This window comes from Rhizobium sp. BR 317 (assembly GCF_047445835.1).
Lineage (GTDB): Bacteria > Pseudomonadota > Alphaproteobacteria > Rhizobiales > Rhizobiaceae > Rhizobium > Rhizobium paranaense.
This window is the reverse complement of the sequence record NZ_JARWLB010000015.1, coordinates 1-15,991: the sequence shown is the minus strand read 5'-3', so window position 1 is coordinate 15,991 and position 15,991 is coordinate 1. Positions and strand designations below refer to the sequence as shown.

Here is a 15,991-nt window from a genome sequence, read left to right as displayed (position 1 = left end):
GTCCGAGCGGTTTCCCCCTCGCCAATTGGCAAACTGCCGTTATGATGCAATCACCGATCAACGCAAATACGGTGTTTTATGGCCGCGAAAAAGACCCCGCTGAAAGCTTCCTTGCAGGTCTCGAAAGTCGCAACAGTTCCCCCCAGCTTACGATCGGCGCGCGGCGTTGCAAATTGGAAGGAAGCGGCTCAATGGCTGCGGGCACGCGGGATCGAAGACATAGAGTGCATTACGCCGGACCTTGCGGGCGTGCCGCGCGGCAAGATGATGCCCACCTCGAAATTCACCTCCAACACCTCGCTGGCCCTGCCCTCGGCGATCTATCGCCACACGATTTCGGGCGAATATCCCGAGGAGACCGAAAGCTTCCGCTATGAGCCGCGCGACAGCGACCTGAAGCTGGTGCCCGATCTTTCGACGCTCTCGGTGGTGCCCTGGGAGAGCGATCCGACGGCGCAGGTGATCTGCGATATCGTCAATTCCGATGGCGAGGAAGTCTCCTACACACCGCGCAATGTATTGAAGCGCATCATGAGCCTCTACCGCGAGCGTGGCTGGAAGCCGGTCGTGGCGCCGGAAATCGAATTCTACCTCGTCGCCAAGAACGACGATCCGGACTATCCGCTGCATCCGCCGAAGGGCCGTTCGGGCCGCTCGATCCTCGGCGGCCAGGGTTATTCGATCGCTGGCATCAACGAATTCGACGAATTGATCGACGACATCTATCACTTCTCGGAGAAGCAGGGCCTGGAGATCGATACGCTGATCCATGAAGAGGGTCCGGCACAGCTCGAAATCAACCTGCGTCATGGCGATCCGATCGAGCTTGCCGACCAGGTGTTCATGTTCAAGCGCACCATTCGCGAAGCGGCGATGAAGCACGGCATCTATGCCACCTTCATGGCCAAGCCGATCCAGAGCCAGCCGGGCTCGGCGATGCATATCCACCAATCCGTGGTCGATATCGTGACCGGCAAGAATGTTTTCACCAATCCGGACGGCAGTCCTTCGCCGGAATTCTTCCACTTCATCGGCGGCATGCAGCGCTACGTGCCGAATGCGCTGGCGATGCTTGCGCCCTATGTGAACTCCTATCGACGCCTGGCGCCCAACATGTCCTGCCCAGTCAACAACGCCTGGGGCTACGACAACCGCACAACGGCGTTCCGCGTGCCGGTCTCCGATCCGCAGGCCCGCCGCGTCGAGAACCGGTTGCCGAGCTCGGACGCCAATCCCTATCTGGCGCTCGCGGCCTCGCTCGCCTCCGGCTTGCTCGGCATCATGAAGAAGGTGGAGCCGACCGCACCGACCGAAGATTCCGCCAATGAGGGTTCGATCGACCTGCCGCGCGGACTTCTGGAGGCCATCGCACTGCTGGAGGACGAACCAGCTTTCGAAGAGGTGCTGGGCAAGGACTTCATCGACCTCTATGTCGGCGTCAAACGCGGCGAATTCGAAACCTTCATGCAGGTGATCAGCCCCTGGGAGCGTGAATTCCTTCTGCTGAACGTGTGAGGGGGCGCCCATGACATTGCAGGAAGCGTGGCAGAGCCCGATAGCGCCTGGGCTTTCCTGGTATCAGGCAACCGTCGGCCCTCGCCCGGCCTATCCAAAGCTCGACGGCTCCCGGCGCGCAGACGTTGCGATCATCGGCGGCGGCTACACCGGCCTGCAGGCAGCCTACAATCTTGCCAAGGGCGGCGTCGATGTGGTGCTGATCGATGCCAACCGCTTCGGCGACGGCGCATCCGGCCGCAATGGCGGCCAGCTCGGCACCGGCCAACGCTCCTGGCCCGAGGAGCTCGAAGAGAAGATCGGCTACGAGCGTTCAAAGGCACTGTTCGATCTTGCCGAGGACGCCAAGCGCCATCTTCTCGACTTTGCCGCCGAGCAGGGCATCGACATCGACTTCATGCCCGGCCAGATGAATGTCACCCACAAGCGGAGCTACAAGCGCGCCTATATGGAGAACGCCGAAATCGCCGCGACGCGCTATGGCTATCCGCATGTGAGCTTCATGGATCAGGCCGAAACCCAGGAGCGGCTCGGCTCAAAGCTCTATCTCTATGGCGTCAGGGATATGGGCACGGGCCATATCCATCCGCTGAAGCTTCTGATCGGCCTCGCGCGGGTAGCGCAGGCCGCCGGTGCTTCGCTCTTCGAAATGACGCCGGCGAAGGCGATCCGGCAATCCGGCGGCAAGACGCTGATCGAGACCGACAGCGGCACGATCACCGCCGACCGCGTGCTGATTGCCTGCAACGGCTATATCGGCAATCTGGAGCCGGTGACCGCAAGCCATGTGATGCCGATTCGCTCTTTCATCGGCGCTACCGAGCCGCTCGACAAATTTCCCGATGTCCTGCCCGGCGGCGAAGCAGTGGCGGATTCGCGATTCGTGGTGCGTTATTTCCGCAAGTCGAAGGATGGGCGTCTGCTGTTCGGCGGGCGCGAGGCCTATACCGCAGATAACCMGCGCGACATAACGCAGCACATCCGCCGCCAGATCGCCGAAATCTACCCTGCCCTCGGCAATATCAACATCACCCATGCCTGGGGCGGATCTGTCGGCATCACCATGCCGCGCCAGCCTTTCGTGCGCGACGTCATGCCAGGCGTCACGTCCATCGGCGGCTATTCCGGACACGGAGTCATGCTGTCAAATTATTGCGGTAAACTCTATGCGAAAACGGTTCTCGGGAACGCCGACGACCTTGCGCTTTTCAAGGCGTTGAACATCCCGCCCTTTCCCGGCGGTGCCCGCATGCGGGCGCCTCTCCTGTTCCTGGCGCTCTCGTGGTTTGCGTTGCGCGACAGGTTTTAGATCCGGAGCGGATTTCCTCTTTCGGCAATCCGCTCTAAAAAGCCGAGTCTGAATTTTGCGATGCACACTGGCCTTTTTAAATCGATTAGATTAAAAGGGGCCTCAACCAAGACCGATTGAGAGATCCCTCATGAGCAGCCAAATCATTCCCGTTGAACCATTTGACTATGTCGTTTTCGGCGGCAGCGGCGATCTTGCTGAGCGCAAACTCCTGCCTGCCCTTTATCACCGTCAAATCGAAGGCCAGTTTTCCGAGCCGACTCGTATCATCGGCGCATCGCGCAGCGCGCTGTCGCATGAAGAATACCGCAAATTCGCCGAAGCGGCGCTGAAAGAGCACCTGAAAAAGGGTGAATACGACGATGCGGAAGTGAAGAAATTCTGCGCGCGCCTGTTCTACGTGCCGGTCGATGCGCGCAGCGATGCTGGCTGGGATCATCTCAAGAAGCTTCTGGACGAAAGCAAGGACCGCGTCCGCGCTTTCTATCTCGCCGTCGCTCCCGGCATTTTCGGCGACATCTCGCAGAAGATTCACGAGCACAAGCTAATCACCAAGCAGACCCGCATCGTCGTCGAAAAGCCGATCGGTCGCGATCTCGCTTCCGCCCTGCAGCTCAACGACACGATCGGCAAGGTCTTCAGGGAAGAGCAGATCTTCCGCATCGACCACTATCTCGGCAAGGAAACGGTGCAAAACCTGATGGCGCTGCGCTTTGCCAACGCGCTTTATGAGCCGCTGTGGAACGCCAACCACATCGACCATGTGCAGATCACGGTTGCGGAAGCGGTCGGCCTCGAAGGGCGCGCCGGCTACTACGACACGGCCGGCGCGCTGCGCGACATGGTGCAGAACCACATCCTGCAGCTCCTCTGCTTGACCGCGATGGAAATTCCGTCCTCGATGGACTCCGAAGCCGTTCGCGACGAAAAGCTGAAGGTTCTGCGCGCCCTGAAGCCGATCGACGCTTCCAATGTCGAGCAGGCGACGGTTCGCGGCCAGTATCGCGCCGGCGCTTCGGCAGGCGGCCCAGTCAAGGGCTATCTCGACGAGCTGGAAGGCGGCGTTTCCAACACCGAAACCTTCGTCGCCATCAAGGCCGAAATCGGCAACTGGCGCTGGGCCGGCGTTCCCTTCTACATCCGCACCGGCAAACGTCTTGCTGGCCGCATGTCGGAAATCGTCATTACCTTCAAGCCGATCCCGCACAACATTTTCGATCAGGCCGCCGGCCGCATCGTCGCCAACCAATTGATCATCCGCCTGCAGCCGGACGAAGGCGTCAAGCAGTCGCTGATGATCAAGGACCCGGGTCCGGGTGGCATGCGCCTGCGCAATGTCTCGCTCGACATGAGCTTCGCTTCGGCATTCAATGTCCGTAACCCGGACGCCTATGAACGCCTGCTGATGGACGTCGTCCGTTCCAACCAGACGCTGTTCATGCGCCGCGACGAAGTGGAAGCCGCATGGGAATGGGTCGATCCGATCCTCAAGGGCTGGGAAGCCACCAGTCAGCCGGTGCAGGGTTATACCGCCGGCACTTGGGGTCCGAGCCAGGCCATCGCTCTGATCGAGCGTGACGGCCGCACCTGGCATGACGATATCTAACCTGGGACGAGGACGATGACAGCGAACATGCATGCTTTCGCCAATGGCGCCGAACTCGCCGGCAAGCTCGCGGACAAGGTGGTCGAGGTTCTCTCGGCCGCCATCGCCGCCCGCGGCTCGGCAAGCATTGCGGTCTCCGGCGGTTCGACGCCGAAGGTCTTCTTTCAAACGCTGTCATCGCGTTCGCTCGATTGGAGCAAGGTGACGATTACCCTTGTCGACGAACGGTTCGTGCCGGCTGACAATCCGCGCTCGAACCACCTGCTCGTTCAGGAAAACCTGCTGAAGGACAAGGCGGCGGCGGCACAGTTCTTTCCGCTTTACCAGGACGTGCCTTCCGTCGAGGAAGCCGCCGTCATCGCCACGGAAAAGACCAAGTGCATCGGCTTTCCCTTTGACGTCGCCATCCTCGGCATGGGCAATGATGGCCACACGGCTTCGTTTTTTCCGGGCGGGAGCAATCTCGTAGCGGCGCTCGATGCGAAGAGCCCGCGCGGCATCATTACGATGGAAGCCGAAGGAGCCGGCGAACCCCGGCTGACCTTCACCTTCTCCAGCCTTCAGGATGCCAGATTGCTGGTGCTCCATATCGAGGGAGAAGGCAAGAAAGGCGTTCTCGCCAAAGCGGAAGCGCCGGGCGAAGAGACCGAGATGCCCATCCGCGCCGTTCTGCGCCGGGCTGCCTCTCCGGTCGAGATTTATTGGGCTCCCTGATACGGCCGACAGGCCTCGTCATCGAACCCTGAAAGACACAGCAACATGTGCTGCGCCATGTGCCCGTAAGGGCGCACCGGCAAAGCATTGACTTTTGAACCTCGCGCCACGCCCTCCACCAAGACAGATCGAAGCGATCTTCAGGGCACCGCGCAACAGACGGAGGCAGATCGACCATGGCCGCTGACGCCCGCATTTCCGCGATCACTACACGCATCATCGAGCGCTCGAAGCCAACACGCGAGCGCTATCTGGACCGCCTGCGCAATGCCGCAACAGTGGGCGCACAGCGCGCCGTGCTCGGCTGCGCCAACCTCGCGCATGGCTTTGCCGTCTGTTCCCCCACCGAGAAAGAGGCATTGGCGGGCGACCGCGTGCCCAATCTCGGGATCATCACGTCTTATAACGACATGCTCTCGGCGCATCAGCCCTTCGAGACCTATCCCGCGATCATCCGCGAGGCGGCCGCAGAGGCAGGCGGCATCGCCCAGGTTGCCGGCGGCGTGCCGGCCATGTGCGACGGCGTCACGCAGGGCCAGCCCGGCATGGAACTCTCGCTCTTCTCGCGCGACCTGATCGCCATGTCGGCCGGTGTCGGCCTGTCGCACAATATGTTCGATGCGGCCGTCTTCCTCGGCGTCTGCGACAAGATCGTGCCCGGCCTCGTCATCGCCGCTCTCTCCTTCGGCCATCTGCCGGCCGTCTTCATTCCGGCCGGGCCGATGACCTCGGGCCTGCCGAACGACGAGAAGTCCCGCGTGCGCCAGCTCTATGCCGAAGGCAAGGTCGGCCGCGCCGAGCTTCTTGAAGCGGAATCGAAGTCCTATCACGGCCCCGGCACCTGCACCTTCTACGGCACGGCCAATTCCAACCAGATGCTGATGGAGATCATGGGCTTCCATATGCCTGGCGCCTCCTTCGTCAATCCCGGCACGCCGCTGCGCGAAGCGCTGACGCGCGAAGCCACCAAGCGCGCGCTCGCCATTACCGCCATGGGCAACGAATTCACGCCTGCCGGCGAGATGATCGACGAGCGCTCGATCGTCAACGGCGTCGTCGGCCTGCATGCGACTGGCGGCTCGACCAATCACACGATGCACCTCGTCGCCATGGCGCGGGCAGCCGGCATCATGCTGACCTGGCAGGACATTTCCGAGCTTTCGGACATCATCCCCCTGCTCGCCCGCGTCTATCCGAACGGGCTTGCCGACGTGAACCACTTCCATGCCGCCGGCGGCATGGGCTTCCTGATCAAGGAGCTTCTGAAGAAGGGGCTGCTGCACGACGATGTCCGCACCGTCGCCGGCCAGGGGCTTTCCGCCTATTCGATCGAGGTGAAGATCGGCGCCGATGGCGGCGTCGTCCGTGAACCGGCACCGGAAAAGAGTGGCGATCCGAAGGTCCTGGCAAGCATCGAGACGCCCTTCCAGGGCAATGGCGGCCTGAAGATGCTGCGCGGCAATATCGGCAAGGCGGTCATCAAGATTTCCGCCGTCAAGCCGGAGCGCCATATCGTCGAAGCGCCGGCCGTCATCTTCCACGACCAGCTCGAAATGCAGCAGGCCTTCAAGGACGGTAAGCTGAACCGCGATTTCGTCGCCGTCGTCCGCTTCCAGGGACCGAAGGCGAACGGCATGCCGGAGCTGCACAAGCTGACGCCCGCACTCGGCGTGCTGCAGGATCGCGGTTTCCGCGTGGCGCTGCTGACCGATGGGCGCATGTCCGGCGCGTCCGGCAAGGTCCCGGCCGCCATTCACGTCACCCCCGAAGCCGTCGAGGGCGGACCGATTGCCCGCATCAAGGAAGGCGACATCATCCGCATCGATGCGATTGCCGGTACGCTGGAGGTGCTGGTCGACGCCGCCGACATGGCCGAACGCGAGCCCGTCGTTGCCGATCTCTCCGAGAATGAATTCGGCATGGGCCGCGACCTCTTCGCCCCCTTCCGCCGCGCCGCCGGCCCGGCCGATCAGGGCGCCAGCGTCCTGTTCCGTCATTGAGACAATAACAGCCCCAAAAAGAGCCCGCGCAGCATCTGCCGCGCGGGCTCTTTTTTTCGGTCGAAATTAAGCGCGGATATCGAGCACGCGGTCGCGATGCGACGGATGGGTGCTGTAGACGAAGATCTTGTTCATTTCCTTTTCCGACAACAGGCGCAGGAAACGGACCTCGATGGTGTTGTTGGGATAAACCTTCATCAGGATGCAACCGACCTTGGTGATGCGGGCATCGGGGATGTCGAGATAGAACTGCTTTGGCAGATTATATTGTGTGAGGATCGCCAGGACTGCGCTGCTCTGCGAGATGCGGATGATATCGCAGCGGCGCGACGCCAGGTTCATGACGCCTTTTTCGGTATATTCGATCCGCGCGGCGTTCATCGTGTCCTCCATCCGATACCGCACCTCGCGGTCGTACATGAAGGACTCTTCCTTGTTGAGGAAATGTTGGCCTGGGTTAGCGGTGCCGGAAGCTGCCATTATCGTAAATCCCTGAAGTATATTACGAACCTCAGGCTATCAGCGGGTATTTAACAGAAGGTTTGGAAGCGCTAGACCAAGTTGCATTTTATTGTATTTCTACACTTGGACTAGCGCTCCCGCACCCTTGGGAGGATGCCTTATTGCTTACGATAGGTGTGGCCATCAGCATCGAAGAGATGCAGCTTCTGCCTATCGGCCGCAAAGCGCATCTTCTGCCCGCGCTTAACGTCTGCGATGCCCGGTATCTTGACGATGATCGGCTCACCATCCACCAGGCCCTCGATATAAAGTTGCGTAACCTCGCCCAGGGCTTCGACGATGGAGACCTCGCCCTCGAAGAGGTAGTTCTCGTCAGTCGCGATCCGCAGGTCTTCCGGGCGAACGCCGAAGCTTGCGGTCTTGCCTTGCTCGGATGCCGCCGTCGCAATGTCGAGCATCACCGTCTTGCCGCCCGTCAGCGTCACCGTCGTCGTTGCGCCGGTTCCGGTGACCGTCGCCGGGATGATGTTCATGGCCGGCGAGCCGATGAACTTCGCCACGAAGAGGTTGGCCGGGTGTTCATAGAGTTCGAGCGGCGCGCCCACCTGCTCCACGCGACCGGCCGACAAGACGACGATGCGGTCCGCCAAGGTCATGGCTTCCACCTGGTCGTGGGTAACGTAGATCATCGTCGTCTCGGGCATGGAGTCGCTGAGTTTGGCGATCTCGATACGTGTCGCGACGCGCAGCGCGGCGTCGAGGTTCGATAGCGGCTCGTCGAACAGAAAGACCTTGGGGTTGCGGCAGATGGCGCGGCCGATTGCAACACGCTGGCGCTGACCGCCCGAAAGGGCCTTGGGGAGACGCTCAAGATATTGCGTGAGCTGAAGGCTCGCTGCGGCAGCGCGAACGCGGCGGTCGATCTCCTGCTTGCTTTCCCCGGCAATGCGCATGCCGAAAGCCATGTTGTCGAAGACCGTCATGTGTGGATAGAGAGCATAGGACTGGAAGACCATCGCGATGCCACGTCTTGACGGCGGCACCTCGTTGACCTTTTGCCCTGCGATGAGCATGTCGCCGGAGGTGATGCTCTCAAGCCCGGCGATCATACGCAGCAATGTGGATTTGCCGCATCCGGACGGGCCGACGAAGACGATGAATTCGCCCTCTTGGATATCCAGATCGATGCCATGCAGAACATGCACATTCCCGTATGATTTTCGGATGTCCTTTAGAACAAGCCCTGTCATCTATGCTCTCCTCCTCCCAAACACTCAGGCCAGACGCGCGAAGTAAGCGCCCCAAGCCGGAATATCGATCTTGTTGCCATAGTTATTGCTTGCAAAACCGTGACCGGCCAGTGCCTGCCAACTCCCCTCGGGCAGGGTTGCCGTCGTCTCCGTCGCGCTCATGTTGAACACGCAGAGAATGGTTTCGCTGCCATAGTGACGCGTATAAAGCAGCACGTCGCCCTGCGGTTCCGTAAACGCAATCTCGCCCTTGGCGAAGGCCGGGTGCTGCTTACGGAAGGTGAGGAAGCGGCGATATTGCTCCAGCACCGAATTCTCATCTCCATTCTGCACGCTGACGGCGCGCAGGATATGCTCTACCGGCACCGGAAGCCAGGGTTTCACGGTCGAGAAACCACCCTGGGTGACCTGGCTGTCCCAGACCATCGGCGTGCGGCAGCCATCGCGCCCCTTGAATTCCGGCCAGAACTGGATGCCGTAAGGGTCCTGCAGATCCTGATAGGCGAGATCGGCTTCCGTCAGGCCAAGCTCTTCGCCCTGATAGAGGCAGACCGAGCCGCGCAGTGTCAGGATCAGGGCCGCATATTGCTTGGCAAGCGCATCGCGATCGGCAACCAGGCTGCCCCAGCGGCTGACATGGCGCACGACGTCATGGTTTGAAAATGCCCAGCAGGCCCAGCCTTCCGGCGCGGCAACAGCAAAATCCTTCATGACGTCTTCCACGCGATCCGGCGACAGCGGGTCCGGCGCCAGGAACTCGAAGGCGTAGCACATGTGCATCTTGTCGCCGCCGGAGGTGTATTCGCCGACGATTTCGAGCCCGCGCTGGCTGTCGCCGACTTCGCCGACGGCGGCGATCGCCGGATATTCGTCGAGCACGGCGCGGAAACGCTGCAGGAACTTCAGGTTCTCCGGGCGGTTCTTGTCGTAGAGATGCTCCTGGAAGTTATAGGGATTGACCGCCGGGGCGGTGGAAGCATTGCGGCGCGACGGCTCCAGCGCGGGGTTGTCGCGCAGTTCCCGGTCGTGGAAATAGAAGTTGATGGTATCGAGGCGGAAGCCGTCGACGCCGCGATCGAGCCAGAAGCGCACGACATCCAGCAGCCGGTCCTGAACCTCGGGATTATGCAGGTTGAGGTCGGGCTGCGAGATCAGGAAGTTATGCATGTAATATTGCATGCGGGTCGGATCCCAGGCCCAGGCGGAACCGCCAAAGATCGACAGCCAGTTGTTGGGCGGCGTGCCGTCCGGCTTGGCATCGGCCCAGACATACCAGTCGGCCTTGAGATTGTCCTTGCTCGACCGGCTTTCGACAAACCAGGGATGGCGGTCGGAACTGTGCGACAGCACCAAATCGATCATCACCTTGATGCCCAAGCGATGCGCTTCAGCCACCATCACATCGAAATCGGCAAGCGTACCGAAGATCGGATCGACATCCTCATAGTTGGAGACGTCATAGCCGAAATCACGCATGGGGGAGGTGAAGAACGGCGAAATCCAGATCGCGTCGACGCCCAGGGAGGCAACGTGTGGCAGGCGGACGGCGATCCCCTTCAGATCGCCGATGCCATCGCCGTTGGAGTCCTGATAGGAGCGCGGGTAGATCTGATAGATCACCGCTCCGCGCCACCAGTCTTTGTCCACCGTCGAAATCGATTGAGAGGCAATGCTCATTCTGCGTAGGTCCTGTATGAGTAGAAAGGTCTTCGGTCAGCCCCCCTTCACCGACCCGGCGAGCAGACCGCGCACGAGATAGCGCTGCAGACCGAAGAAGACGAGGAGCGGAATAATAATGGTGACGAAGGCGGAGGCCGTGAGGATTTCCCAATTGCCGCCGCGCGAGCCGAGCAGAGCGTTCAGGGCTGCCGTCAGCACCAGATGATCCTTGTCGGTGCCGAGGAACACCATGGCGATCAGAAGGTCGTTCCAGACCCAAAGGAACTGGAAGATCGCGAACGAAGCGAGCGCCGGGAAAGACAAGGGCAGGATGATCTTGACGAAAATATCGAAGTCGCTGGCGCCGTCGACGCGGGCGGACTCGATGATTTCCTTCGGCAGGCCGGCAATGTAATTGCGCAGCAGATAGATGGCGAGCGGCAGGCCGAAGGCGGTATGCGCCATCCAGATGCCGGGATAGGTCTTCGACGGCACGCCGAATATCTGCCCGATCTCATTGTAGATGCGCAACAGCGGGATCAGCGACATCTGCAGCGGCACGACGATGAGGCCGACGACCAGCGCGATCAGGAGTGCGCGGCCGGGAAACTCCATCCAGGCAAGCGCATAGGCCGCGAAAGCCGCGATCAGGATCGGGATGATTGTCGCCGGAATGGTAACGGTCAGCGAGTTGATGAAGGACTGACCGATGCCCTCGCCCGTCAGAACGGTGCGATAATTCTGCAGGGTGAATTGCGGCGGGGTGGCGATGGTCAGATAGATGCGCTTGCCGCGCGTATCCGCGTCGAAAGCGGCATTCTTCTGATAGCGGTAGCGGCCGTCGGCATTGACTGTGAGCGTCTCGCCATTGCCAATATCGGCAGGCGCACCCGCCTTGAAGGCTGCCGGGTCCTGCACGCGCAGGCCGAAGGATTGGATCTTGCCATTACCGCCGTTGCCGTCGCCGGATACATTGCCGGTGATCACGTAATTGGGACCGTCCTGCGTTGCCTTGTCGGTGCCGGCGAGGCGCACGGCCGTCGTCCGCGTCGAGCCGGCAAAGGCCGTCCACCACCCGGAGACGACGATCTGATCCTTGTCGCGCAGCGCCGTGATGAAGATGCCGAGCGTCGGCAGCAGCCAGATGACGACGATGAGCACAACCGCGAAATGGACGAAGAGGCGGGCGGGGCCGATGCGGCCGAGATTTCCGAGCATATCAGCGACCCTTCGTTTCTGCGTTTGCACGACGGATGTTCCAGATCATGATCGGCGTGACGGCGACCATGATGACAAGCGCGATGACGGCACTTCGGCCGGAATCGCCGCCGCCGCGGAACAGCCAGTTGAACATCAGATTTGCAAGGACCATCGTGTTCCACTGACCGTTGGTCATGGTGAGCACGATATCGAACACCTTGAGGACGAGGATGGTGATGGTCGTCCAGACCGTCGCGATCGTGCCCCAGACCTGCGGCACCATGATCTTCCAGAAGATCTGCCAGCCATTAGCGCCGTCGATAACCGCGGCTTCGATCGTCTCTTCCGGAATACCACGAAGGGCGGCCGACAGGATGACCATGGCAAAGCCGGTCTGAATCCAGATCAGCATGACCATCAGGAAGAAATTGTTCCAGAAGGGGATGGTGATCCAGACTGCCGGCGTACCGCCGAAGAGCTGCACGACGGCATTCAGCAAACCAATCTGCGTGTCGTTGCCGCCGCGATATTCGTAGATGAATTTCCAGATGACCGATGCGCCGACAAAGGAGATCGCCATCGGCATGAAGATCACCGCCTTGGCGATGTTACCCCACCAGATGCGGTCGGTCATGACGGCGATGACGAGGCCGAAGAAGGTGCAAGCCGCCGGCACGACGGCGAGCCAGAGGATGTTGTTGAAGATCGACTGGCGGAATTCGGTGTCGTTGAAGGCCCAGACATAATTGGCGCCGCCAACGAATTGATTGCCGTCAGGACCGTAGAAGGACAGGATGAGCGTCGCTACAACCGGATACATCAGGTAGACGGCGAGGAGGAAAAGTGCCGGTCCGAGGAAAAGCCAGGGGCGGATGAGGCTGCGGCGACGCAGATTGACCGCGGCGCGGTGAACATCGTCACCTTCTTTCGCCGGAAAAATCAGGTCTAGCAGCTTGTTGGAAAACAGAAAGTAGGCGGCGCAAACGGCAACGCCGAATATCATGGCTCCAATCGCCGTCAGTATCTGCGAAATCATCCTTCCCTCCCGAATAATTGCTTGCATCAAGCCACCTGTCCGGCGCCGTCGGCACCCCCCAAGGCGTCGGCTGCGACAGGGTAGAGTGGCGGCGCCGGCAGATACCGGCGGCGCCCTTCTGCGATGTTGTGATTACTTGATGGAGTCCCATGCCTTCTGGATTGCATCAGCGGAGTCCTGAGCGGACTTGCCGCCGACGAAGTCCACCATGCCGGTCCAGAATGCACCTGCGCCGATCTTGCCCGGCATCAGGTCGGAACCGTCGAAACGGTAGGTGGTAGCGCTCGTCAGGATTTCGCCTTCTTTCCTCAGCGTATCGTTGGCGTAAGCTGCGGTGTTGACGCCCTTATAGGGGGTCAGGAAGCCGGACTGCGCCATCCAGACTTCCTGGGCGATGGGCGTCTGCAAGAACGCGATGAAGGCACGAGCGGCCTTCGAGTCCTTGGTGATCGCTGCTAGCGTGCCGGCGCCGAGAACTGGCTTACCAAGTTCCGGATGCGACGCATAGGGCGGGAAGTAGAAGAAGTCGGCATCCTGGCCGAGCTTCGTGCCCTCCGGGAAGAAGGACGGGATGAAGGAAGCCTGCTTGTGCATGTAGCACTTGGGCGGAACCGCAAAGAGGCCCTTCGGGCTGTCGCGGAAGTCGGTTGACGCCACGGCGGCGACACCACCATCGACATATTTGGGATTCTTAGAGAACTTGCCGAATTCCTCGATGGCGTTGACGACCTTGGGGTCGTTGAACTTCAGGCTGTTGTCGACCCAGCCGTCATAGTCCTTCGGCGCAACGGTGCGCAGCATAAGGTCTTCGACCCAGTCGGTCGCTGGCCAGCCGGTGGCGCCGCCCGAACCGAGACCGATGCACCAGGGGGTGCCGCCGTCCTTGACGATCTGATCGGAAAGCTTGATCAGGTCTTCCATGGTGGTGGGGACCTTATAGCCGGCTTCCTCGAAATTTTCCGGCACGTACCAGACGAGCGACTTCAGGTCGGCCTTGTACGGGAAGGCATAGAAGGCGTCCTTGCCGTCCTTGCCCTTATAGGTACCGTAGCCAACCCAGCTATCGCCGGCGCCGTAGTTGGTTTTCACCCAGCTTGCGAGATCGTCGCCGAGGGGCGTCAGATAGCCCTTGCTGGCGAGGTTGGCGAGGAGGCCAGGCTGCGGCAGGATCGCGACGTTCGGCGGCGAGCCGGCCTGGGTGTCGATGACGATCTGCTGCTCATAGTTTTCCGAGGACGAATACTTCGCGTTGACCCCGGTCGCCTCGGTGAAATAGTTCAGGACGCTCGTGAACAGTGCTTCGTCTTCGCCGCGCCATGGGCCGAAGATCGTCATCGTTTCACCTTTCAAGTCCGCATGAGCGGCCTTGAAGTCGTCATAGCTCTTCCAGTTGAACTTGGAATCCTGGCCGGGCTGGAACTTCAAATCTGCAGCCATCGCCGTACCAGCGGCCAGGGCCGCAACGGCAACGGTCATCAAAAACAATTTCTTCATGTGGTTGTCCTCCCAAATACAAATCCCACGAGCCCGAACACGTTGCGCGTGTTGCGCGCTCATTTCTCAAAGCGCTTTGGCTACTCACTCATTCCATTGCGGGCAGAGCAAAGTCAAGCGAATTTGTGAATTCGGCTAATATACACCGAAATCTCGCGATGCAGCATGGAATGACACCAATATTTCGCAAATTGTCTTGTTTCGAATGGCTCGCCTGCTACATAGTCTAAAGCGCTTTGGAAATCAGTCGCATGGCAGGAGGAGCCTTTGCGACCATTGGAAATGGGCATATGGAGGAGCAGAGACACGTGAATCTGAAGCAGCTATCGCAAATGTTAGGCCTGTCGCAGACCACAGTCAGCCGTGCCTTGAACGGATATCCGGAGGTCAATCGCGAAACGCGCGAGCGCGTGCTCAAAGCGGTTCGGGAAACCGGTTATCGGCCGAACAAGGCCGCGCAACGGCTGGCGACCGGCAAGGCCGGCTCAATTGGCCTGGTGATGCCGATGGCCGCTGGCCATCCGTCCGACCTGCATTTCAGCGAATTCCTGACCGGCCTCGGCGAAGAGGCATTGCGGCATGATTTCCATTTCGTCCTGACGCCGGCCGATCCGAACGACGAAGTCGGTGCTCTGAAGCGGCTTGCCGCCAGCGGCAATGTCGACGCCCTGTTCATCACCTATATGCGCGGCCATGATCCGCGCCTCGAAATGCTGAAATCACTGTCCATACCCTTCCTGGTGCATGGACGATCCTTTGGGACGGAGCCGGACTACCCCTATCTCGACATCGACAACGAGGGCGCCTTCTACGACGCCACAAAGCTGCTGCTACAGCTTGGCCATAAGCGTTTTGCGCTGCTGAACGGTCCGATCTATCTCGATTTCGCCATCCGGCGGAAAAAGGGCGTGGTCACGGCACTTGCCGAACGCGGCCTGGTGCTGGACGAGGCCTATGTCAGCCACACGGCGATGACCGATGAACAGGGCCTGTTCGCCATGGAGCGCATCCTGCAGCTCGACGAGCGGCCAACCGCCATCCTCTGTTCCAGTACGGTGCTGGCGCTCGGCGCAGTGCGCGCCATCAACCAGGCGAAACTGAAGCTCGGCGAGGATATTTCGCTGATCGCCCACGACGATGTGCTGACGTTGCTGAAGCCGGAGAATTTCACCGTGCCGTTGACAACCACGCGATCGTCATTGCGCGCCGCCGGCGTGCGCGTCGCCGAGCGCCTGATCGGCGAGATCAAACAGCTCGAGACATTTCCCGAGCAGGAGCTTTGGAAAGCCGAGCTGATCGTGCGTGCCTCGACCGGCGTGGCGCCGGCCGAGTAAGATGCTCTGATGGGCACGATCTATTCCGAAACCGCTTGATCGGTTTCGGGATCATGCCGACGACTTTAGAATTTCGGCGGCGTCTGACCGGCGGCACGATGGGCGGCGATCGAGGTATTGGCCATCAGCATGGCGATGGTCATCGGCCCGACACCACCCGGAACCGGGGTGATGACGGCGGCAACTTCGCCGGCTTCCGCAAAGGCGACATCGCCGACCAGACGGCTCTTGCCCTCGCCTCTTTCCGGTGCTGCGATGCGGTTGATGCCGACATCGATGACCGTCGCACCCGGCTTCACCCAATCCGCCTTCACCATTTCCGGCCGGCCGACCGCCGCCACCAGGATATCGGCGTTGCGGGCCACCGTGGCCAAGTCCTTCGTCCGCGAATGCGCCGTCGTTACCGTCGCAT

The 15,991-nt window shown here is 60.7% G+C and carries 12 protein-coding genes and 1 pseudogene; 6 read left to right on the top strand and 7 right to left on the bottom strand.

Annotated features, from left to right (window positions below):
- Nucleotides 1-78 precede the first annotated feature (78 nt).
- From QD357_RS21680 to edd, 5 genes are all read left to right on the top strand, one after another.
- A complete protein-coding gene (locus tag QD357_RS21680; protein WP_107107067.1) occupies nucleotides 79-1,515 on the top strand; it encodes a glutamine synthetase family protein in 1,437 nt (478 codons plus the stop codon).
- A gap of 10 nt (nucleotides 1,516-1,525) precedes the next feature.
- Nucleotides 1,526-2,824, top strand: a complete 1,299-nt coding sequence (locus QD357_RS21675; RefSeq protein WP_414125017.1) for an FAD-dependent oxidoreductase — start codon at nucleotides 1,526-1,528, stop codon at nucleotides 2,822-2,824.
- Nucleotides 2,825-2,954: 130 nt separating this feature from the next.
- A complete protein-coding gene (zwf, locus tag QD357_RS21670; protein WP_107107065.1) occupies nucleotides 2,955-4,430 on the top strand; it encodes a glucose-6-phosphate dehydrogenase in 1,476 nt (491 codons plus the stop codon).
- Between the two features lie 15 nt (nucleotides 4,431-4,445).
- Entirely contained in the window at nucleotides 4,446-5,144 is a 699-nt protein-coding gene (pgl, locus tag QD357_RS21665; RefSeq protein WP_107107064.1) for a 6-phosphogluconolactonase, read from the top strand.
- 176 nt (nucleotides 5,145-5,320) lie between these two features.
- Complete coding sequence (edd, locus tag QD357_RS21660) at nucleotides 5,321-7,144, top strand: phosphogluconate dehydratase (RefSeq protein ID WP_107107063.1); 1,824 nt, start codon at nucleotides 5,321-5,323, stop codon at nucleotides 7,142-7,144.
- Nucleotides 7,145-7,210: 66 nt separating this feature from the next.
- Here edd and QD357_RS21655 read toward each other — a convergent pair whose 3' ends face one another.
- The 6 genes from QD357_RS21655 to QD357_RS21630 form a co-directional block, all read right to left on the bottom strand.
- Nucleotides 7,211-7,624: a hypothetical protein gene (locus QD357_RS21655; protein ID WP_181316004.1), complete on the bottom strand. Its 414-nt coding sequence runs from the start codon at nucleotides 7,622-7,624 to the stop codon at nucleotides 7,211-7,213.
- A gap of 140 nt (nucleotides 7,625-7,764) precedes the next feature.
- Nucleotides 7,765-8,856, bottom strand: coding sequence for an ABC transporter ATP-binding protein (locus QD357_RS21650; protein ID WP_107107061.1), 1,092 nt, complete (start codon nucleotides 8,854-8,856; stop codon nucleotides 7,765-7,767).
- Between the two features lie 24 nt (nucleotides 8,857-8,880).
- Nucleotides 8,881-10,533: an alpha-glucosidase gene (locus QD357_RS21645; RefSeq protein ID WP_107107060.1), complete on the bottom strand. Its 1,653-nt coding sequence runs from the start codon at nucleotides 10,531-10,533 to the stop codon at nucleotides 8,881-8,883.
- 36 nt (nucleotides 10,534-10,569) lie between these two features.
- On the bottom strand, nucleotides 10,570-11,733 hold the full coding sequence (locus tag QD357_RS21640; RefSeq protein WP_107107059.1) for a carbohydrate ABC transporter permease: 1,164 nt from the start codon (nucleotides 11,731-11,733) through the stop codon (nucleotides 10,570-10,572).
- A gap of 1 nt (nucleotide 11,734) precedes the next feature.
- Entirely contained in the window at nucleotides 11,735-12,751 is a 1,017-nt protein-coding gene (locus tag QD357_RS21635) for a carbohydrate ABC transporter permease (RefSeq protein WP_107107058.1), read from the bottom strand.
- A gap of 132 nt (nucleotides 12,752-12,883) precedes the next feature.
- The gene (locus QD357_RS21630; RefSeq protein WP_107107057.1) at nucleotides 12,884-14,245 is read right to left on the bottom strand and encodes an ABC transporter substrate-binding protein; all 1,362 of its coding nucleotides are present in this window, start codon (nucleotides 14,243-14,245) and stop codon (nucleotides 12,884-12,886) included.
- A gap of 308 nt (nucleotides 14,246-14,553) precedes the next feature.
- Between QD357_RS21630 and QD357_RS21625 the strand changes: the two genes are divergently transcribed.
- Nucleotides 14,554-15,579 (top strand): LacI family DNA-binding transcriptional regulator, encoded by a 1,026-nt coding sequence (locus QD357_RS21625; RefSeq protein ID WP_414125016.1) that lies wholly within the window; start codon nucleotides 14,554-14,556, stop codon nucleotides 15,577-15,579.
- A 65-nt stretch (nucleotides 15,580-15,644) separates the two neighbouring features.
- Here the strand turns inward: QD357_RS21625 and QD357_RS21620 are convergent.
- A pseudogene (locus tag QD357_RS21620) lies at nucleotides 15,645-15,991 on the bottom strand (bifunctional methylenetetrahydrofolate dehydrogenase/methenyltetrahydrofolate cyclohydrolase); the annotation flags it as partial.

Bases quoted from the DNA above. Each gene is read 5' to 3' on its own strand.
- QD357_RS21680 (WP_107107067.1), top strand. From the start codon at position 79: ATGGCCGCGAAAAAGACCCCGCTGAAAGCTTCCTTGCAGGTCTCGAAA.
- zwf (WP_107107065.1), top strand. From the start codon at position 2,955: ATGAGCAGCCAAATCATTCCCGTTGAACCATTTGACTATGTCGTTTTC.
- pgl (WP_107107064.1), top strand. From the start codon at position 4,446: ATGACAGCGAACATGCATGCTTTCGCCAATGGCGCCGAACTCGCCGGC.
- edd (WP_107107063.1), top strand. From the start codon at position 5,321: ATGGCCGCTGACGCCCGCATTTCCGCGATCACTACACGCATCATCGAG.
- QD357_RS21655 (WP_181316004.1), bottom strand. From the start codon at position 7,624: ATGGCAGCTTCCGGCACCGCTAACCCAGGCCAACATTTCCTCAACAAG.
- QD357_RS21650 (WP_107107061.1), bottom strand. From the start codon at position 8,856: ATGACAGGGCTTGTTCTAAAGGACATCCGAAAATCATACGGGAATGTG.
- QD357_RS21645 (WP_107107060.1), bottom strand. From the start codon at position 10,533: ATGAGCATTGCCTCTCAATCGATTTCGACGGTGGACAAAGACTGGTGG.
- QD357_RS21640 (WP_107107059.1), bottom strand. From the start codon at position 11,733: ATGCTCGGAAATCTCGGCCGCATCGGCCCCGCCCGCCTCTTCGTCCAT.
- QD357_RS21635 (WP_107107058.1), bottom strand. From the start codon at position 12,751: ATGATTTCGCAGATACTGACGGCGATTGGAGCCATGATATTCGGCGTT.
- QD357_RS21630 (WP_107107057.1), bottom strand. From the start codon at position 14,245: ATGAAGAAATTGTTTTTGATGACCGTTGCCGTTGCGGCCCTGGCCGCT.